Source organism: Enterobacter cloacae complex sp. P14RS (assembly GCF_014895895.1).
In the GTDB taxonomy this organism is placed as follows: Bacteria; Pseudomonadota; Gammaproteobacteria; order Enterobacterales; family Enterobacteriaceae; genus Enterobacter; species Enterobacter bugandensis.
The window spans coordinates 29,443-44,282 of the sequence record NZ_JADBQM010000012.1 but is presented as its reverse complement, the minus strand read 5'-3'; the positions used below and the strand labels follow the sequence as shown (position 1 = coordinate 44,282).

At 59.0% G+C, this 14,840-nt stretch carries 18 protein-coding genes and 1 riboswitch; of the genes, 12 read left to right on the top strand and 6 right to left on the bottom strand.

What is annotated here, in order from left to right:
* Positions 1 to 125: 125 nt before the first annotated feature.
* The 7 genes from hpxU (at position 126) to hpxK (ending at position 6,497) form a co-directional block, all read left to right on the top strand.
* A complete protein-coding gene (gene hpxU / locus IM295_RS11115; protein WP_045261682.1) occupies positions 126 to 965 on the top strand; it encodes a MurR/RpiR family transcriptional regulator HpxU in 840 nt (279 codons plus the stop codon).
* Positions 966 to 1,156: 191 nt separating this feature from the next.
* Positions 1,157 to 1,939: a transporter substrate-binding domain-containing protein gene (locus tag IM295_RS11110; protein WP_045261681.1), complete on the top strand. Its 783-nt coding sequence runs from the start codon at positions 1,157 to 1,159 to the stop codon at positions 1,937 to 1,939.
* Between the two features lie 4 nt (positions 1,940 to 1,943).
* The gene (locus IM295_RS11105; RefSeq protein WP_041912033.1) at positions 1,944 to 2,609 is read left to right on the top strand and encodes an amino acid ABC transporter permease; all 666 of its coding nucleotides are present in this window, start codon (positions 1,944 to 1,946) and stop codon (positions 2,607 to 2,609) included.
* The gene (locus IM295_RS11100; RefSeq protein WP_014883296.1) at positions 2,609 to 3,265 is read left to right on the top strand and encodes an amino acid ABC transporter permease; all 657 of its coding nucleotides are present in this window, start codon (positions 2,609 to 2,611) and stop codon (positions 3,263 to 3,265) included. Before IM295_RS11105 ends, IM295_RS11100 begins: the two co-directional genes overlap by 1 nt.
* Positions 3,246 to 3,983 (top strand): amino acid ABC transporter ATP-binding protein, encoded by a 738-nt coding sequence (locus IM295_RS11095; RefSeq protein WP_008499843.1) that lies wholly within the window; start codon positions 3,246 to 3,248, stop codon positions 3,981 to 3,983. Before IM295_RS11100 ends, IM295_RS11095 begins: the two co-directional genes overlap by 20 nt.
* 13 nt (positions 3,984 to 3,996) lie before the next feature.
* Positions 3,997 to 5,238: an alanine--glyoxylate aminotransferase family protein gene (locus tag IM295_RS11090; RefSeq protein ID WP_028012642.1), complete on the top strand. Its 1,242-nt coding sequence runs from the start codon at positions 3,997 to 3,999 to the stop codon at positions 5,236 to 5,238.
* Entirely contained in the window at positions 5,235 to 6,497 is a 1,263-nt protein-coding gene (hpxK, locus tag IM295_RS11085; protein ID WP_193066689.1) for an allantoate amidohydrolase, read from the top strand. The genes IM295_RS11090 and hpxK overlap by 4 nt, the downstream gene beginning before the upstream one ends.
* On the opposite strand, the gene IM295_RS11080 is transcribed toward hpxK, so the two are convergent.
* Entirely contained in the window at positions 6,463 to 7,464 is a 1,002-nt protein-coding gene (locus IM295_RS11080; RefSeq protein WP_193066688.1) for a magnesium transporter, read from the bottom strand. The two genes, hpxK and IM295_RS11080, sit on opposite strands and share 35 nt — an antisense overlap.
* A 60-nt stretch (positions 7,465 to 7,524) precedes the next feature.
* Positions 7,525 to 7,694, bottom strand: a riboswitch (M-box (ykoK) riboswitch).
* A 154-nt stretch (positions 7,695 to 7,848) separates the two neighbouring features.
* Here IM295_RS11080 and IM295_RS11075 point away from each other — a divergent pair.
* A complete protein-coding gene (locus IM295_RS11075; RefSeq protein WP_193066687.1) occupies positions 7,849 to 8,352 on the top strand; it encodes a DedA family protein in 504 nt (167 codons plus the stop codon).
* Position 8,353: 1 nt separating this feature from the next.
* On the opposite strand, the gene IM295_RS11070 is transcribed toward IM295_RS11075, so the two are convergent.
* Positions 8,354 to 9,103 carry an SDR family oxidoreductase gene (locus IM295_RS11070; RefSeq protein ID WP_028012645.1) on the bottom strand — a complete coding sequence of 250 codons (750 nt, stop codon included), beginning with the start codon at positions 9,101 to 9,103 and terminating at the stop codon, positions 8,354 to 8,356.
* A gap of 100 nt (positions 9,104 to 9,203) precedes the next feature.
* Here IM295_RS11070 and IM295_RS11065 point away from each other — a divergent pair, with 100 nt between their 5' ends.
* Positions 9,204 to 9,563: a helix-turn-helix domain-containing protein gene (locus IM295_RS11065; RefSeq protein ID WP_023335206.1), complete on the top strand. Its 360-nt coding sequence runs from the start codon at positions 9,204 to 9,206 to the stop codon at positions 9,561 to 9,563.
* A 1-nt stretch (position 9,564) separates the two neighbouring features.
* On the opposite strand, the gene IM295_RS11060 is transcribed toward IM295_RS11065, so the two are convergent.
* Both IM295_RS11060 and IM295_RS11055 read right to left on the bottom strand, forming a co-directional pair.
* Positions 9,565 to 10,359: an SDR family oxidoreductase gene (locus tag IM295_RS11060; RefSeq protein ID WP_028012646.1), complete on the bottom strand. Its 795-nt coding sequence runs from the start codon at positions 10,357 to 10,359 to the stop codon at positions 9,565 to 9,567.
* 125 nt (positions 10,360 to 10,484) lie between these two features.
* Positions 10,485 to 10,928 carry a helix-turn-helix domain-containing protein gene (locus IM295_RS11055; RefSeq protein WP_193066686.1) on the bottom strand — a complete coding sequence of 148 codons (444 nt, stop codon included), beginning with the start codon at positions 10,926 to 10,928 and terminating at the stop codon, positions 10,485 to 10,487.
* A 152-nt stretch (positions 10,929 to 11,080) separates the two neighbouring features.
* On the opposite strand from IM295_RS11055, the gene agp reads away from it, so the two are divergent.
* Positions 11,081 to 12,322, top strand: a complete 1,242-nt coding sequence (agp, locus tag IM295_RS11050) for a bifunctional glucose-1-phosphatase/inositol phosphatase (RefSeq protein ID WP_193066685.1) — start codon at positions 11,081 to 11,083, stop codon at positions 12,320 to 12,322.
* Positions 12,323 to 12,354: 32 nt separating this feature from the next.
* Here agp and IM295_RS11045 read toward each other — a convergent pair whose 3' ends face one another.
* Entirely contained in the window at positions 12,355 to 12,582 is a 228-nt protein-coding gene (locus IM295_RS11045) for a YccJ family protein (protein ID WP_028012649.1), read from the bottom strand.
* 18 nt (positions 12,583 to 12,600) lie between these two features.
* Entirely contained in the window at positions 12,601 to 13,197 is a 597-nt protein-coding gene (gene wrbA, locus IM295_RS11040) for an NAD(P)H:quinone oxidoreductase (RefSeq protein WP_041910554.1), read from the bottom strand.
* Positions 13,198 to 13,587: 390 nt separating this feature from the next.
* Here wrbA and IM295_RS11035 point away from each other — a divergent pair, with 390 nt between their 5' ends.
* The gene (locus IM295_RS11035) at positions 13,588 to 13,758 is read left to right on the top strand and encodes a general stress protein (protein ID WP_001273664.1); all 171 of its coding nucleotides are present in this window, start codon (positions 13,588 to 13,590) and stop codon (positions 13,756 to 13,758) included.
* A 116-nt stretch (positions 13,759 to 13,874) separates the two neighbouring features.
* Positions 13,875 to 14,792, top strand: coding sequence for a DMT family transporter (locus tag IM295_RS11030; RefSeq protein WP_193066684.1), 918 nt, complete (start codon positions 13,875 to 13,877; stop codon positions 14,790 to 14,792).
* The last annotated feature ends 48 nt before the right edge of the window (positions 14,793 to 14,840 follow it).

The window sequence follows — 14,840 nt, the reverse complement described above, 5'->3', positions numbered from 1 at the left end:
TGAAAGTCACAAGGCGCTGCAAAAGCTGTTCCAGTTCTGAAAGAAAAGTTTCAGTAAACTGGCACGTATAATGAATACGTATAAAGAAAGGTATAATGTGATGAAACAAAAGTTACAGAGGCGCTATGGAACAACTCGATGAACGTCTGAAAGCACAATACCCGTCGCTGTCGCCGCAGGAGCAACGGGTGGCAGACTTTATATTCGATCATTTTGACGACCTGATCAGTTACAACAGCGCCGAGCTGGCGCAGCTGAGCGGGGTGTCGAAAGCCACGGTCAGCCGCCTGTTTAAGCGTCTGGGCTATGAGAAATATAAGGATATGCGCGACGAGCTGCGCACCCTGCGCCAGAGCGGGATGCCGCTCACCGATAACCGCGACGCGGTGCAGGGCAACACGCTGCTGGCGCGCCACTACAAGCAGGAGATGGCGAACCTGACCCAGTGGGTCAATGCCCTTGACGCGCAGCAGTTTGCCGACGCCATGGCCTGCATGGTCAAGGCGCGGCGCATCGTCATTATTGGCATGCGTAACGCTTATCCGGCGGCGCTCCACCTGCGCCAGCAGCTGCTGCAGGCGCGCGGTCAGGTGCTGGTCCTGCCGCAGCCGGGCCAGAGCCTGAGCGAGGAGCTGGTGGACTTAACGCCGGACGATCTGGTGGTGATGATGGCCTTCCGCCGCCGCCCGCGCATCATTCGTCCGCTGATGCAGCAGCTTCAGAGTAGCGGTATTCCGGTGCTGCTGATGTGCGAGCCGCAGGCCCACAGCCTGTTTCCGCTGGCGAGCTGGCAGCTCTGCGCCCCGCTGGACAGCGTCTCCGCCTATGACAGCTACTCCTCCGTCAACAGCCTGATCAACCTGCTGGCGAACGCCTTCCTGCATGACATTCTCGATAAAGGCCGTCCGCGCATTCACGAGATTGCCTCCCTCTACCAGCAGCTGGACGAACTCGAACAACGATAATGGGGCATCAGACTGGTGCTTTGCATTGAAATGGTGCAATTGAACGGGGCGAAAATAGAGAGTATTTTCGCCCCGTCCGCGTTTTATCAGGCTTTAAGAGAAAATTCCCCGCTTCGCCTTATCTGGCACATTAGTTGCAAAATCACATTCAAAGAATCTTTTGTTTCATGTTAACGTTACGGGGAAGCACCATGAAAAAACTGTTTATTGCACTGGCCGGGGCCGCCTGTCTCTTCACTCAGCTGCCCGCAAAGGCTGACCAGCTTCAGGATATCGAGAAGCGCGGCACCATTCGCATTGCCGTTCCGCAGGATTTCCCGCCGTTTGGCTCGGTAGGGACCGATCTGCAGCCGCAGGGCTACGACATAGACATGGCGCGCTATCTGGCGAAACAGATGAAGCTCAAGCTGCAGCTGGTGCCGGTGACCAGCGCCAACCGCGTGCCGTACCTGCAAACCGATAAGGTGGACCTGGTCATTTCCAGCCTCGGTAAAAACCCGGAGCGCGAGAAGGTGATCGACTTCAGCCGCGCCTACGCGCCGTTCTTCCTCGGCGTGTTTGGCCCGAAAGGGGCCGAGCTGAAGGACGCCGCCGCGCTGAGCGGAAAAACCATCGGCGTGACGCGCGGGGCAGTGGAGGATATGGTGCTGACCGGCCTGGCACCGAAAGACGCCAACGTGAAACGCTACGAAGACAACAACACTACGCTCTCGGCCTACCTCTCCGGCCAGGTGCAGTACGTGGCGACCGGCAACCTCGTGGTGGCGGCCATTTCGCGCCAGAACGCGGATAAAGCCCCGGTGCCGAGCTTTATGCTGAAAGACTCACCGTGCTTTATCGGCCTGAAGAAGAACGAACCGGCCCTGAAGGCAAAAGTGGATGCGCTGATTGAGCAGGGCATCAAGGACGGCACGCTGAACGGCCTGTCTGAGCAATGGCTGAAGGCCCCGCTGCCGGCAAACCTTGGCGCCTGAGCCGATGACGGAGCAACTTGATTTTTCAGCCCTCTGGCCGCACTGGCCGGAGCTGCTGGCGGGATTGTGGGTCACCATTCAGCTGACGGTAATGGCAACCGTCGGTGGGCTGGCAATCGGGATTTTCGGCGCGGCGATCCGCAGCGGACGCACCACCTGGTACAGCCGGATCTGGGGCGGCTACGTGGAGATCATCCGCAACACGCCATTTGTGGTGCAGCTGTTTTTCATCGTCTTCGGCCTGCCGAATCTTGGCCTGAAGATGACGGCGGGGGAGGCGGCGCTGCTGGCAATGGTGGTGAACCTGGGCGCGTACAGCACCGAAATTATCCGCGCGGGCATTCAGGTCACGCCGAAAGGACAGTGGGAGGCCGGGCGCGTGCTGGGGCTAACCCGTCTGCAGACGTTTATTCGCGTGGTGCTGCCGCCCGCGCTGCAGCGCATTTATCCGGCGCTGGTGAGCCAGTGCATCATCGTGATGCTCGGCTCGTCGGTGGTGTCGCAGGTCTCGTATGAAGAGCTGACCTTCGCCGCTAACCTGATCCAGTCCAGAACGTTTTTGAGCTTTGAGGTCTATCTGGTGACAACCGGGATTTACTTAGCGCTGTCGATTACCCTGCGCCAGCTGATGATGGCGGCAGGACGCAAATGGCTGGGAGTGCAGGCATGATGACCACCTTTACCGACTGGGACATTATTCGCAACCTGCTGCTGGCCGGACGCTGGACGGTACTGCTGTCGCTGGTGGCGTTTGTCGGCGGGGCGGTGGTAACGCTGCCGCTCCTGCTGCTGCGCCTGACGGGCGGACGCACGGTGAAGCGCATTATCCGCGGCTATATCGAGCTGTTTCAGGGCACCCCGCTGCTGATGCAGCTGTTCCTGGCCTTCTTCGGCGTGGCGCTGTTCGGCATCGACGTCTCGCCGTGGACCGCCGCCTCGCTGGCGTTAACCTTCTACACCAGCGCATTTCTGCTCGATATCTGGTACGGCAGCATTCGCGCCCTGCCGAAGGGACAGTGGGAAGCCTCGCGCTGCCTGGGCCTGACCTTCGGCCAGACCCTGTTTCGCGTGGTCGCTCCTCAGGCGCTGCGCATCGGCATCGCCCCGACGGTGGGCTTTGCGGTGCAGGTGATCAAAGGTACCGCGCTGGCGTCGATTATCGGCTTCATCGAGCTGACCAAGGCCGGCACCATGCTGACCAACGTGACCTATCAGCCGTTTAAGGTCTTTGCGCTGGTGGCGCTGGGCTACTTTATTCTGTGTTATCCGCTGTCGCGCTACAGCCGCTATCTGGAGACCAAATTCAATGCCTCTCATCACCATTAATCAGGTGCAGAAGTACTACGGCGATAACCACGTGCTCAAGGGCGTCGATCTGGATATCGATATGGGCCAGGTGATCTCCATTATCGGGCGCAGCGGATCGGGCAAAAGCACGCTGCTGCGCTGCATCAACGGCCTGGAAGGGTATCAGGACGGAAGCATCAAGCTGGGCGGCATGACCATTACCGACCGGGATTCTCAGGCGCGCGAAATCAGCCGCTCGGTCGGGATGGTGTTCCAGAGCTTCAACCTGTTCCCGCACATGACGGCGCTGGAGAACGTGATGCTCGCCCCGCGTCGGGTGCTGAAGAAAAGCGCCGCCGAATGCCGCGAACTGGCCCAGCGCATGCTGGAGAAAGTGGGGCTTGGCGATCGTCTGGATTACTACCCGTCGAGCCTCTCCGGCGGCCAGCAGCAGCGCGTGGCGATTGCCCGCGCGCTGGCGATGTCGCCTAAAGTTTTACTCTGCGACGAGATCACCTCCGCGCTTGACCCGGAGCTGGTGGGCGAAGTGCTCAAAGTGCTGGAGCAGCTGGCGGCCGAGGGGATGACCCTGATTCTCGTGACCCATGAAATGAATTTTGCCCGCGAAGTGGGCGACCGCGTGGTGTTTATGCACCAGGGGAAAGTCTGGGAGCAGGGCGACAGCAAAACGCTGTTCGCCAACCCGCAGACCACGGAACTGAAGCAGTTCATCTCCTCCGTGCGCGGCCTCAACTGATAAGGACTTAACAATGGATATCGCACACTTTCCGCAAATCAACCCGCCCCAGCGCCTGCTGATGGGGCCGGGGCCGATCAACGCCGACCCGCGCGTGCTGCGCGCTATGTCGAGCCAGCTGATCGGCCAGTACGATCCGGCCATGACCCATTACATGAACGAGGTGATGACGCTCTATCGCGGCGTGTTTCGCACCGAGAACCGCTGGACGATGCTGGTGGACGGCACCTCCCGGGCGGGGATTGAAGCCATTCTGGTCTCCGCCATCCGCCCCGGAGATAAAGTGCTGGTGCCGGTCTTTGGCCGCTTTGGACACCTGCTGTGCGAAATTGCCCGCCGCTGCCGCGCGGAGGTGCATACCATCGAGGTGCCGTGGGGCGAGGTGTTCACCCCGGACCAGGTGGAGGATGCGATTAAGCGTATTCGTCCGCGCCTGCTGCTGACCGTGCAGGGCGACACCTCCACCACCATGCTGCAGCCGCTCGCGGAGCTCGGCGCCATCTGCCGCCGCTACGACGTGCTGTTTTACACCGATGCCACCGCGTCGCTCGGCGGCAACGCGCTGGAGACCGACGCATGGGGGCTGGACGCCGTCTCGGCCGGGATGCAGAAGTGCCTCGGCGGCCCGTCGGGCACGTCGCCGATTACCCTGAGCGCGCGCATGGAGGAGGCGATCCGCCGCCGCAAATGCGTTGAGGAGGGCATTCGCACCGACGCCCACAGAGACGGCGATGAGGAGATGATCTACTCCAACTACTTCGATCTCGGCATGGTGATGGACTACTGGGGGCCGGAGCGCCTCAACCACCACACCGAAGCGACCACCGCGCTGTTTGGCGCCCGCGAGTGCGCGCGTCTGATCCTGCAAGAAGGGCTGGATAACGGCATCGCCCGCCACAGGCTGCACGGCGATGCGCTGCTGAAGGGCATTCAGGCGATGGGGCTGGAGACCTTTGGCGATCTGAAGCACAAGATGAACAATGTGCTGGGCGTGGTCATCCCGCAGGGCATCAACGGCGACCAGGTGCGTAAGCTGATGCTGGAGGATTTCGGGATTGAAATCGGCACCTCGTTTGGCCCGCTGCACGGCAAGGTGTGGCGCATTGGCACCATGGGCTATAACGCGCGCAAGGACTGCGTGATGACCACCCTGAGCGCGCTGGAGTCGGTGCTGAACTACCTGAAATTCACCACCACGCAGGGCGCGGCGATGCAGGCCGCGTGGGACCACTATCGCCGCGAGACGCCGCAATGAGCCCGGCGGCAGAACGGGTGATGGCGCGCGCCGACGCGCTGGCCGCCATCAGCGAAACCCCGGATGCGCTGACCCGGGTCTATCTCTCGGTGCAGCATCTTCAGGCCAACCAGCTGGTGGGGCAGTGGATGAGCCAGGCGGGCATGACCGTCTGGCAGGACAGCGTGGGCAACATCTGTGGACGCTATGAGGGGGCGCAGGAAGGGGCGCAGTCGGTGCTGCTTGGATCGCATCTGGATACCGTGCGCAACGCGGGACGCTACGACGGCATGCTCGGGGTGCTCACGGCCATTGAAGTGGTGGACAGCCTGCATCAGCAGGGGGTGCATCTGGCGCAGGCCATCGAGATTGTCGGCTTTTGCGATGAAGAGGGCACCCGCTTCGGCATTACGCTGTTAGGCAGCCGGGGGCTGACGGGCACCTGGCCGCAGGGCTGGCTGGAAAAAACCGACGCCAGCGGCATCAGCGTGGCGCAGGCGATGACACAGGCGGGGCTCGATCCTGCCCGCGTGTCGCATGCCGCAAGGCGTCAGGAAGATTTCAGCGCCTATCTCGAGCTGCATATTGAGCAGGGGCCGTGCCTTGAGCAGGAGGCGCTCGCGCTTGGCGTGGTGGAAGCCATTAACGGCGCCCGTCGCCTGAACTGTCGCTTCACCGGCGAGGCCGGACATGCGGGAACCGTGCCGATGCTCCACCGCAGGGACGCGCTGGCCGCCGCCGCCGAGTGGATGGTTATCATTGAAAACGCTACCCGACAGCAGGGCGGCAATCTTGTGGCGACGGTCGGGGAATTGCGCTGTCTGCCGGGAGCGGTGAACGTGATCCCCGGTGAGGTTCAGCTCTCGCTCGATATTCGCGGCCCGCAGGATGCACCGCTGGACAGGTTGCTCAACGAGCTGCTGGAACATGCCCGGGCGATCGCATCGCGCCGCGGGCTGGCATTTAGCGCCGAGGAGTTTTACCGCATTGCCGCCACGCCGTGCGATCTGCACCTGCAGAACGTGCTGGGGGAGACCGTCAAATCGGTACAGGGACGCTCGCTGTCGCTGCCCAGCGGCGCGGGCCACGATGCGATTGCCATCGCGGAACGCTGGCCGGTGGGCATGCTGTTCGTGCGCTGCAGGGGCGGAGTCAGCCACCACCCGGCGGAATCGGTGATGGCTGAGGATGTTGCGCTGGCGATTGAGGCGTTTTCGCGTGCGGTGATTCAGTTGGCGGATCGCGTTACTCCAGCCCCAGCGTATACTGCGCGATCTTAAAGTAGATAATCAGCCCGGTACCGTCGATAAGCGTCGCGATAAACGGCGCGGAGACGACCGCCGGGTCAATGCCGCAGCGCTTGAGCACCATCGGGATCACTGACGACACAATCGCGCTCCAGAGCGTAATGCATACCAGCGTCAGGCTGACGATAAGCGTGATTTCCAGCCCGATACCCATCATCCAGGCGCGGATGCACCCGGCAATACCGAGCGTCACGGCAATCATCAGCGAGGTGGTCATCTCTTTGCGCAGCACGCGACCCACGTCGCGCAGATGCACTTCACCCAGCGCCATGGCGCGCACCAGCGTGGAGGTGATCTGCGTTCCGCTGTTGCCGCCCGTGCCGATCAGCAGCGGAATAAAGAACGCCAGCGCGATGGCAGACTCCAGCGCCTCTTCGAAGTGCTGGATCACCGAGCTGGTGTAGGCTTCCGCGACAAACAGCAGCAGCAGCCAGACGGAGCGTTTCTTCCACAGGCTGAAGGCGCTGGTTTCCAGATAGGGCTTCTCCAGCGGCAGCGTCGCCCCCTGAAGCTGGGCGTCTTCGGTGACGTCATCTTCCAGCAGATGGGCGATTTCGCGCTCGGTCAGGCAGCCGACGAGCTTGCCGTGGGTCACCACCGGCACGACGTCCGCGTCGCCGTGGGCCAGAAGTCCGGCGACATCGGCTCGTTCATCTTCCGGTTTGACCTGCAAAAACTGTGAAATCATCAGGCTTTTAATTGGCTGCGCGGTATCCGTGACCTGCAATAATTTGCGTACCGCAATCATGCCCGCCAGGCGTCCATGGTCTTCAATAAAAATATGCGACGGAATATCATCGTCTTTTAATTTTTCGAAGAATTGCTCGCGCGCCAGCGCCACGCATAATGAAACGTCGAGGACAATAAAATCGGTATTCATATATTGCGCGACCGCGCTGTCATTGAATGCCAGGTTGTGGTTGTGAATAGCGTAAGACATAGTGAATTCCCTTTGAATAATAAAATCTCTCAGGGGCGAGCAAGACAGGGCATGTCGGAAAGGAGATCCCCACGTCCTGGGTTCAGCACTGTACACCGTATCCCGCAAGGGAAGTTATACTGACAAAGCCTTGATTCGACAGTGCCTGTTTTACCCTGTGCCGGTTCTCTCGAACCCACCAGAGCGATAACGTGTATTTGTACAGGAGCCTCGCCATAACGAGATCGTTGTAAAGCGTGAGGAATAATACGCCTGTTTAAATTTATCGCTCAGGAAATTAAATAATGTTTAAGGAAGGTTTAGGTAAATCTTATTAATAAAATGTTGAGGGTTTATTTAAGGTTATTCCTTTTAAATGGAGGATTAATTAACGGGGGAAGGAAAATGGCGTGGTTTGATAATCTGCTGAATCATTTTGCGCTTTATCCGGCACATCTGTTCGCGCTGTTATTCATAATGGCGCTGAGCAAGTCCACGGTGCTGATCTCCTCCGTGCTGCCACCCGCCTCGGTGATGCTGCTGGCGGGCATCGGCGTCAGCCAGGGGAGCATGCACCCGGCGCTGGCGTGGCTCGCCGTGGTGCTGGGGGCAACGGCGGGATCGGTGCTGAACTACCATATCGGCCAGCTGATGGGGCACACCCGGCTGGTCGCGCGCTTTACGGCGAAGCATGCCGCTACGTTTTTACGGGTTCAGCATCAGCTGCAAAAAAACGGTGTCATCGTACTGTTTACGTCGCGCTTTCTGGCGGTGTTGCGTTATGTCGTGCCGCTGGCGGCGGGGATGCTCAGGCTGAACGCCGTCAAAGTTTACGTCGTCAGCCTGCTTTCCGCCTGTGCATGGGCGGCGCTGTATGTCGGCGCGGTCACCGGCATCAGCGCCTTTTGAGTTACAGGCTTCCCATTCCGCCGTCCACCAGCAGTTCCGTTCCTACCGTGTAGCTCGACTCGTCGGACGCCAGATAGAGCGCGGCTTTTGCCAGCTCCGTCGTCGAGCCCATTCTGCCGAGCGGCACCAGCTTGATGATCTCCGCCATCATCGCGTTAAGCGTCTCTTCGCTTAAGCCCGTCTTCGTAAATGCCGGCGTTTCCACCGGACCGGGGCTCAACCCGTTGACGCGGATCCCGCGCGGCAGCAGCTCCGCCGACAGCGTACGCGCCAGCGACAGGAGGGCGGCCTTGCTCGCGGCATACACGCTGCTGGTGGGCAGGCCGATGCGTGCGCTCACGGAGCCGCAGAGGATCACCGACGACGGGTTATTCAGCAGCGGCAGCAGCGCCTGAATTAAAAAGAACGGTCCCTTCAGGTTGATGCCCATCAGGCGGTCCCACGCATCCTCCTGCCAGGCTTCCAGCGGCGCGTGCGTCACGTCGCCAGCGTTGAGAAACACCGCGTCCAGGCGTGGCCAGCGAGCGGCGAGAGTTTCCGCCAGCGCTTTTTGCGACGCGATATCGCCTGCGTCGGTTGGGATCACCCAGGCCTTATCGCCCAGAATGCGCTCTGCTTCGGCGAGGGTGTCCGGGTTGCGTCCGGTTACGGCGACGCGCGCCCCTTCGGCGATAAACGCCTGCGCTGTGGCAAGACCAATGCCGCTGGTGCCGCCGGTAATCAGCGTATATTTATCGGTTAAACGACCCATGTTCTTCTCCTGAAATGTCACTGGAGAAAGCACTATAGAAACGTTAGTATCGAAAGGAAACCAGGTACCAAATGGATACTAACGAGGCAAGAGGTGTGCTATGGCAGAAATGCTGGAGGTGTGCTGCGAAAAAAAATCTGAGGCGTATACCTGCCCGATGACGCAGTTTGTCAACCTGATATCCGGTAAGTGGGCGATCCCCATTCTCTATCGCCTGATTGTGTTCAACACGCCCGTACGCTTTGGCGATCTGCTGCGTGCCGCTGCCCCCATCACGCAGAAAGAGCTGACGAAGCAGCTCCGCCTGTTTGAGCAGCGCGGGCTGGTGACGCGGACGGTCTACCCGGAGATCCCCCCGCGCGTGGAGTATCAAATTACCGAGCTGGGGTTAACCCTGCAGGACGCACTTTCGCCGCTGGCCGCCTGGATGAGCGAGTACGGCGACCAGCTTGAGCGTTAGGCTACTGTTTAACGTAGCGCGGTGCTGGAACCCCGGTGCGCGCGCTGTTAAACAGCTCAAGGCGCGCCGCTTCGTAGCGATCCCACAGGGCGGCGTCATGCATCGGCGGAATAGTGATCTGTTCGCCCTGATCCAGACCCGCCAGTGACGCATCGACCATATCGTCGGTGGTCATCACCGACCCTTCCGGCAGATCGTTCACCGTAACCCCTGAATGGCTCCAGATCTCCGTCGCCGTCGCGGCGGGCAGCACGGCCTGAATGCGCACGCTGCTATCGGCAAATTCTTCCTGCAGTCCGCGGGTAAAGCTCAGTACCCAGGCTTTGGTGGCGCTGTACAGCGCGCTGCCCGCACGGACATGGAGCGATAACACCGAGGCGATATTGATCAGCGTCCCGCGATTGTTCTGCGCCAGGCGGGGCAGGATGGCGTAGGTCAGACGCATCAGCGCCGTGGTGTTGAGGGTGTTGATGGCCTGATGCTGCGCCACATCGCCCGCGAGGAACGGGGCCATCTGCGCGGTGCCCGCGTTGTTTACCAGCGTATCGATGGCGGTATTGTGACGCAGTTCATTTTCCACGGCGCGGATCCCGGCTTCATCGCTGAGATCGGCCACCAGTATAGCGACGGCCACTCCATAGCGCGCGCGCAGGTCGGCGGCGAGGGTTTTCAGGCGATCCTCGCGGCGGGCGACCAGGACCAGGTTAGCGCCGCGCGCGGCCAGGCGATCGGCATAGACGGCCCCGATCCCGGAAGAGGCGCCGGTAATTAAGGCGGTGGTGATTTGCGTAGTCATCATGTGTTACCTCAAAGCAAAGTAGGTTATTTGGTTTCAATATGAAACTGAATTAACTCTCTGCTATTTGGTTTTATAATGCAACTATTTTGCCGGGCATTTTGTGCTTTTGCCGTTGGGAACGATCAGGAGGGGACTTTAGCCACGATCTCATCAGGCGTCAGCTCGCGCCCATCGTCGGCGATAAGCGCCAGTTTACGCAGGGGTTTGCGCTGTTCGCTATCGACGAGAACGGTGCCGCATTCGTTTTCCGCGAACAAAAATTCATTGCCCCACAGGGAGAGAGCAACCAGCACCGTCTGGAGCGCGCGTCCCTTGTCGGTCAGAACGTATTCCTGCCAGGCGCTGCCGTCGGAGGCGGGCTGAAGCCGGAGGATGCCTTCATCGACCAGCAGCTTCAGCCGCGAGGTGAGCATGTTTTTCGCGATACCGAGGCTTTTCTGAAACTCACCGAAGCGTTTAATCCCGCGCAGCGCGTCGCGAACGATCAGCAGCGACCACCAGTCGCCAATGATATCCAGCGAACGGGCGACGGGGCAGGTGCTCTCTTCAAGGCGGGTGCGTTTCACGGTCAGGTCTCCGGGGGGGTGTGGTTTTATTATAAAACTAATTAGCGCCCACCGTAAGCACGTTAATCATCAGTTTGAGAAATGCTTCCCGAAAAAACTGTCACGAATCTGTCACACTCACTGGAATATTAAAAAAACGTGAGGAACGAGGGATGAGAAAAGCACTACTCGCAGTGGCCGTGGCAGGTACCCTTTCAATGCCCTTTGGCGCACAGGCGCAGGAGACGCCGAAAGGCTATCAGCTGGAGCAGGTGTTAATCATGAGCCGTCACAACCTGCGCGCGCCGCTCGCCAACAACGGCAGCGTGCTGGAGCAGTCCACGCCGAAGCAGTGGCCGGAGTGGGACGTGCCGGGCGGTCAGCTCACCACCAAAGGCGGCGTGCTGGAAGTCTATATGGGCCATTACATGCGCGAGTGGCTGGCAGAGCAGGGGATGGTGAAGACGGGAGAGTGTCCGCCAGCGGATAGCGTTTATGCTTACGCCAACAGCCTGCAGCGTACCGTCGCCACCGCGCAGTTCTTTATCACCGGCGCGTTCCCGGGCTGCGACGTTCCCGTGCATCATCAGGAAAAAATGGGCACCATGGACCCGACCTTTAATCCGGTGATTACCGACAACTCGCCTGAATTCCGCGAAAAAGCACTGAAGGCGATGGAGTCCGAGCGGCAGAAAATGCAGCTTGGTGAAAGCTATAAGCTGCTGGAGCAGTTGACGAACTACGCTGACTCTCCGTCCTGCAAAGAGAAAAAGGTCTGCTCCCTGGCGGACGCGAAAGATACCTTCAGCGCCGACTATGAAAAAGAGCCTGGCGTATCCGGGCCGCTGAAGGTGGGTAACTCGCTGGTGGACGCGTTCACGCTGCAGTATTACGAAGGGTTCCCGGCCGACCAGGTGGCCTGGGGTGAAATCAAGACCGACCAGCAGTGGCGCGTGCTGTCGAAGCTGAAGAACGGCTATCAGGACTCGCTGTTTACCTCCACCGAGGTGGCGCAAAACGTGGCGAAGCCGCTGGTGAAATATATCGATAAAACGCTGGTCACCGAACAGGCGAAAGCGCCTAAGATTACTCTGCTGGTAGGGCACGATTCGAACATCGCTTCACTGCTCACCGCGCTGGATTTCAAGCCGTATCAGCTGCATGACCAGCAGGAACGGACCCCGATTGGCGGCAAGATTGTCTTCCAGCGTTGGCACGACAAAAACAGCAATCAGGAGCTGATGAAAATTGAGTATGTCTACCAGAGCGCGGAGCAGCTGCGCAACGCCAGCGTGCTGTCATTGCAGTCGCCCGCGCAGCGCGTGACGCTGGAGCTGAAGGGCTGTCCGGTGGACGCGAACGGCTTCTGTCCGGTTGATAAATTCAATGCGGTCATGAATAACGCGGCGAAGTAAAAGAGAACCCCCCGCATGGCGGGGGGAAACGCTTAGACGTTTTTACGTTCGATGGTTTGCTCGCCCCAGAAGAGCGAGTCTTTGTCCGTTTTTTCGAAGGCGCGAATCAGCACTTCATCGTTGCCTTCTTCCCAAATCTGCTCGGCCAGCTTTTCGTCGTAGTTCGCGACTTCAAAGATGGCTTCGGCAATCTCCGGTGAGGTGTTGCGTAAACTTGCCCATTCGCCCACGTGGTGAGCTTTGGATTCCTGTGTTGGCATACTTTTCCTCCTGTTGGGTTAGCCGTTCAGTTTTTTAGCGAGACCCGCGACGTATTCACCCTGATAGCGGGCGATAGAGAGTTCTTCATTGCTTGGCTGACGTGAGCCATCCCCACCAGCAATGGTGGTTGCGCCGTACGGCGTCCCGCCGCGCACCTGAGAAACGTCAAACAGCTCCTGCGCGCCGTAGCCAATTGGCACAATCACCATTCCATGATGAGCAAGGGTAGTCCAGGTTGAGGTAATCGTCTGCTCCTGGCCGCCGCCGGTGCCGGTAGAGCTGAATACGCTGGCGAGTTTGCCGTACAGCGCCCCGGATGCCCAGAGCCCGCCGGTTTGATCGAGGAAGGTACGCATCTGGCCAGACATATTGCCGAAGCGGGTCGGGGTGCCGAAGATAATGGCATCATACTCCGCCAGCTCCTGCGGGGTCGCGACCGGGGCATTTTGTGTTTTTCCCCCGGCTTTGGCGAACGCTTCCGCCTGCATGGTTTCCGGTACGCGTTTAACCACAACCTCAACGCCGTCCACTCTGTTTGCACCTTCTGCTACCGCGTGAGCCATGGTTTCAATGTGTCCATACATGGAATAATAGAGCACCAGAACTTTTGCCATTTTGCATCACTCCTCGTTGGTTTTTCTGACAGCGGATCGCTGCGTTCATTTAAAGATATGACATCACGGCCAGACTGCAAAAATGAACGGCATTTCTTTGATTTATAACAACATGGTTACAATACGGTGCTGTAGCAAAATGAAACAACTTTCTGGTCGTCGAATTTTAAAATGATAAGAAAGGCTTATAGATTTCCGTCGCGTTATCTGACCCGAAAGGCGGATATCATGTTGCAGAATATTACCCGTGGCTTGCCGGATAGCCTCAGTCCACTAAGCTTAGTTTCACGCGGCACAGATAAAGGCCCTGTCCTTTAGCCGCGAGGTGAAAGAATCCTCTTTTACTGAATGCAATATGATGTCTAATGTTTCACACTCTGGAGGTTAGAGATGGCAAACCATCGTGGTGGTTCAGGTAATTTCGCTGAAGACCGTGAAAGAGCATCAGAAGCAGGTCGTAAAGGTGGCCAGTCTAGCGGGGGTAACTTCAAGAACGACCCTCAGCGTGCATCAGAGGCTGGTAAAAAAGGGGGTAAAAATAGCCACGGCAGCAATAAGTAGTACGCCGGGTTGACTCCCTGCCGCCGGGTTTCCCGGCGGTTTTTTTATGTCTGCAACATTGAACTGTAACCAAAGGCAACGCACACTACAGAATTGATCTCACTTGTTGGTGTCGCATGTCCGTCACACGCTTTAAATTCTCCATAAAACCGCAGGAAGCCATCCTTATTCTCATCACCATGTTCTGGGGCGGGACCTTTCTTGCCGTCCAGTACGCGGTGACCCTCAGCGATCCGTTCTTTTTTGTCGGCCTGCGCTTTGCGACGGCGGCGATAGCCGTGGGGCTGATCTTCCTTAAAACGCTGCCGGGTCTTACGCTTAAGGAACTTAAGGCCGGCGTGGCGATTGGGATTGCGATAGCGATGGGCTACAGCCTGCAGACGTGGGGATTGCAGACCATCTCCAGCAGCAAATCCGCTTTTATTACCGCCATGTACGTGCCGCTGGTACCGCTGCTGCAATGGTTATGCCTCGGGCGGCTACCGGGGCTGATGTCCTGCATTGGCATCGTGCTGGCGTTTATCGGCCTGATTTTATTAGCCGGGCCGGAAAATAACCTGCTGGCGCTGGGGCCGGGCGAGATCATTACCCTCGTCGGGGCCATTGCCATCGCGGCGGAAATTATTCTGATCAGCGCCTGGGCTGGGAAAGTGGACGTCAAGCGCGTGACGGTGGTGCAGCTCGCGACGGCGTCGCTGGTGGCCTTCGCGACGATGGTGCCAGCCGGGGAATCCGTGCCGCCGATGTCCACGGGGCTGGTGGTGGTCGCGCTGGGGCTTGGCATCTTCAGCGCCATTATCCAGGTGACCATGAACTGGGCGCAGCGCAGCGTATCGCCAACGCGGGCGACGGTGATCTACACCGGTGAACCGGTCTGGGCGGGGATTTTCGGACGACTGGCCGGCGAGCGTTTACCGCTGCTGGCGCTGGTGGGTGCGGCGTTTATTGTCGCCGGGGTGCTGGTGAGCGAACTAAAGCTCAGAAAGCGGGGGCGTGAAGCGAGTCATTTGACTGCTGAAAAAGGTTTAGATTGAAAAAAAGCGCAACGTTACTTAGAGTGTGTACGGATTAAAACCGTACAC

Bases quoted from the DNA above. Each gene is read 5' to 3' on its own strand.
- hpxU (WP_045261682.1), top strand. From the start codon at position 126: ATGGAACAACTCGATGAACGTCTGAAAGCACAATACCCGTCGCTGTCG.
- IM295_RS11110 (WP_045261681.1), top strand. From the start codon at position 1,157: ATGAAAAAACTGTTTATTGCACTGGCCGGGGCCGCCTGTCTCTTCACT.
- IM295_RS11105 (WP_041912033.1), top strand. From the start codon at position 1,944: ATGACGGAGCAACTTGATTTTTCAGCCCTCTGGCCGCACTGGCCGGAG.
- IM295_RS11100 (WP_014883296.1), top strand. From the start codon at position 2,609: ATGACCACCTTTACCGACTGGGACATTATTCGCAACCTGCTGCTGGCC.
- IM295_RS11095 (WP_008499843.1), top strand. From the start codon at position 3,246: ATGCCTCTCATCACCATTAATCAGGTGCAGAAGTACTACGGCGATAAC.
- IM295_RS11090 (WP_028012642.1), top strand. From the start codon at position 3,997: ATGGATATCGCACACTTTCCGCAAATCAACCCGCCCCAGCGCCTGCTG.
- hpxK (WP_193066689.1), top strand. From the start codon at position 5,235: ATGAGCCCGGCGGCAGAACGGGTGATGGCGCGCGCCGACGCGCTGGCC.
- IM295_RS11080 (WP_193066688.1), bottom strand. From the start codon at position 7,464: ATGTCTTACGCTATTCACAACCACAACCTGGCATTCAATGACAGCGCG.
- IM295_RS11075 (WP_193066687.1), top strand. From the start codon at position 7,849: ATGGCGTGGTTTGATAATCTGCTGAATCATTTTGCGCTTTATCCGGCA.
- IM295_RS11070 (WP_028012645.1), bottom strand. From the start codon at position 9,103: ATGGGTCGTTTAACCGATAAATATACGCTGATTACCGGCGGCACCAGC.
- IM295_RS11065 (WP_023335206.1), top strand. From the start codon at position 9,204: ATGGCAGAAATGCTGGAGGTGTGCTGCGAAAAAAAATCTGAGGCGTAT.
- IM295_RS11060 (WP_028012646.1), bottom strand. From the start codon at position 10,359: ATGACTACGCAAATCACCACCGCCTTAATTACCGGCGCCTCTTCCGGG.
- agp (WP_193066685.1), top strand. From the start codon at position 11,081: ATGAGAAAAGCACTACTCGCAGTGGCCGTGGCAGGTACCCTTTCAATG.
- IM295_RS11045 (WP_028012649.1), bottom strand. From the start codon at position 12,582: ATGCCAACACAGGAATCCAAAGCTCACCACGTGGGCGAATGGGCAAGT.
- wrbA (WP_041910554.1), bottom strand. From the start codon at position 13,197: ATGGCAAAAGTTCTGGTGCTCTATTATTCCATGTATGGACACATTGAA.
- IM295_RS11035 (WP_001273664.1), top strand. From the start codon at position 13,588: ATGGCAAACCATCGTGGTGGTTCAGGTAATTTCGCTGAAGACCGTGAA.
- IM295_RS11030 (WP_193066684.1), top strand. From the start codon at position 13,875: ATGTCCGTCACACGCTTTAAATTCTCCATAAAACCGCAGGAAGCCATC.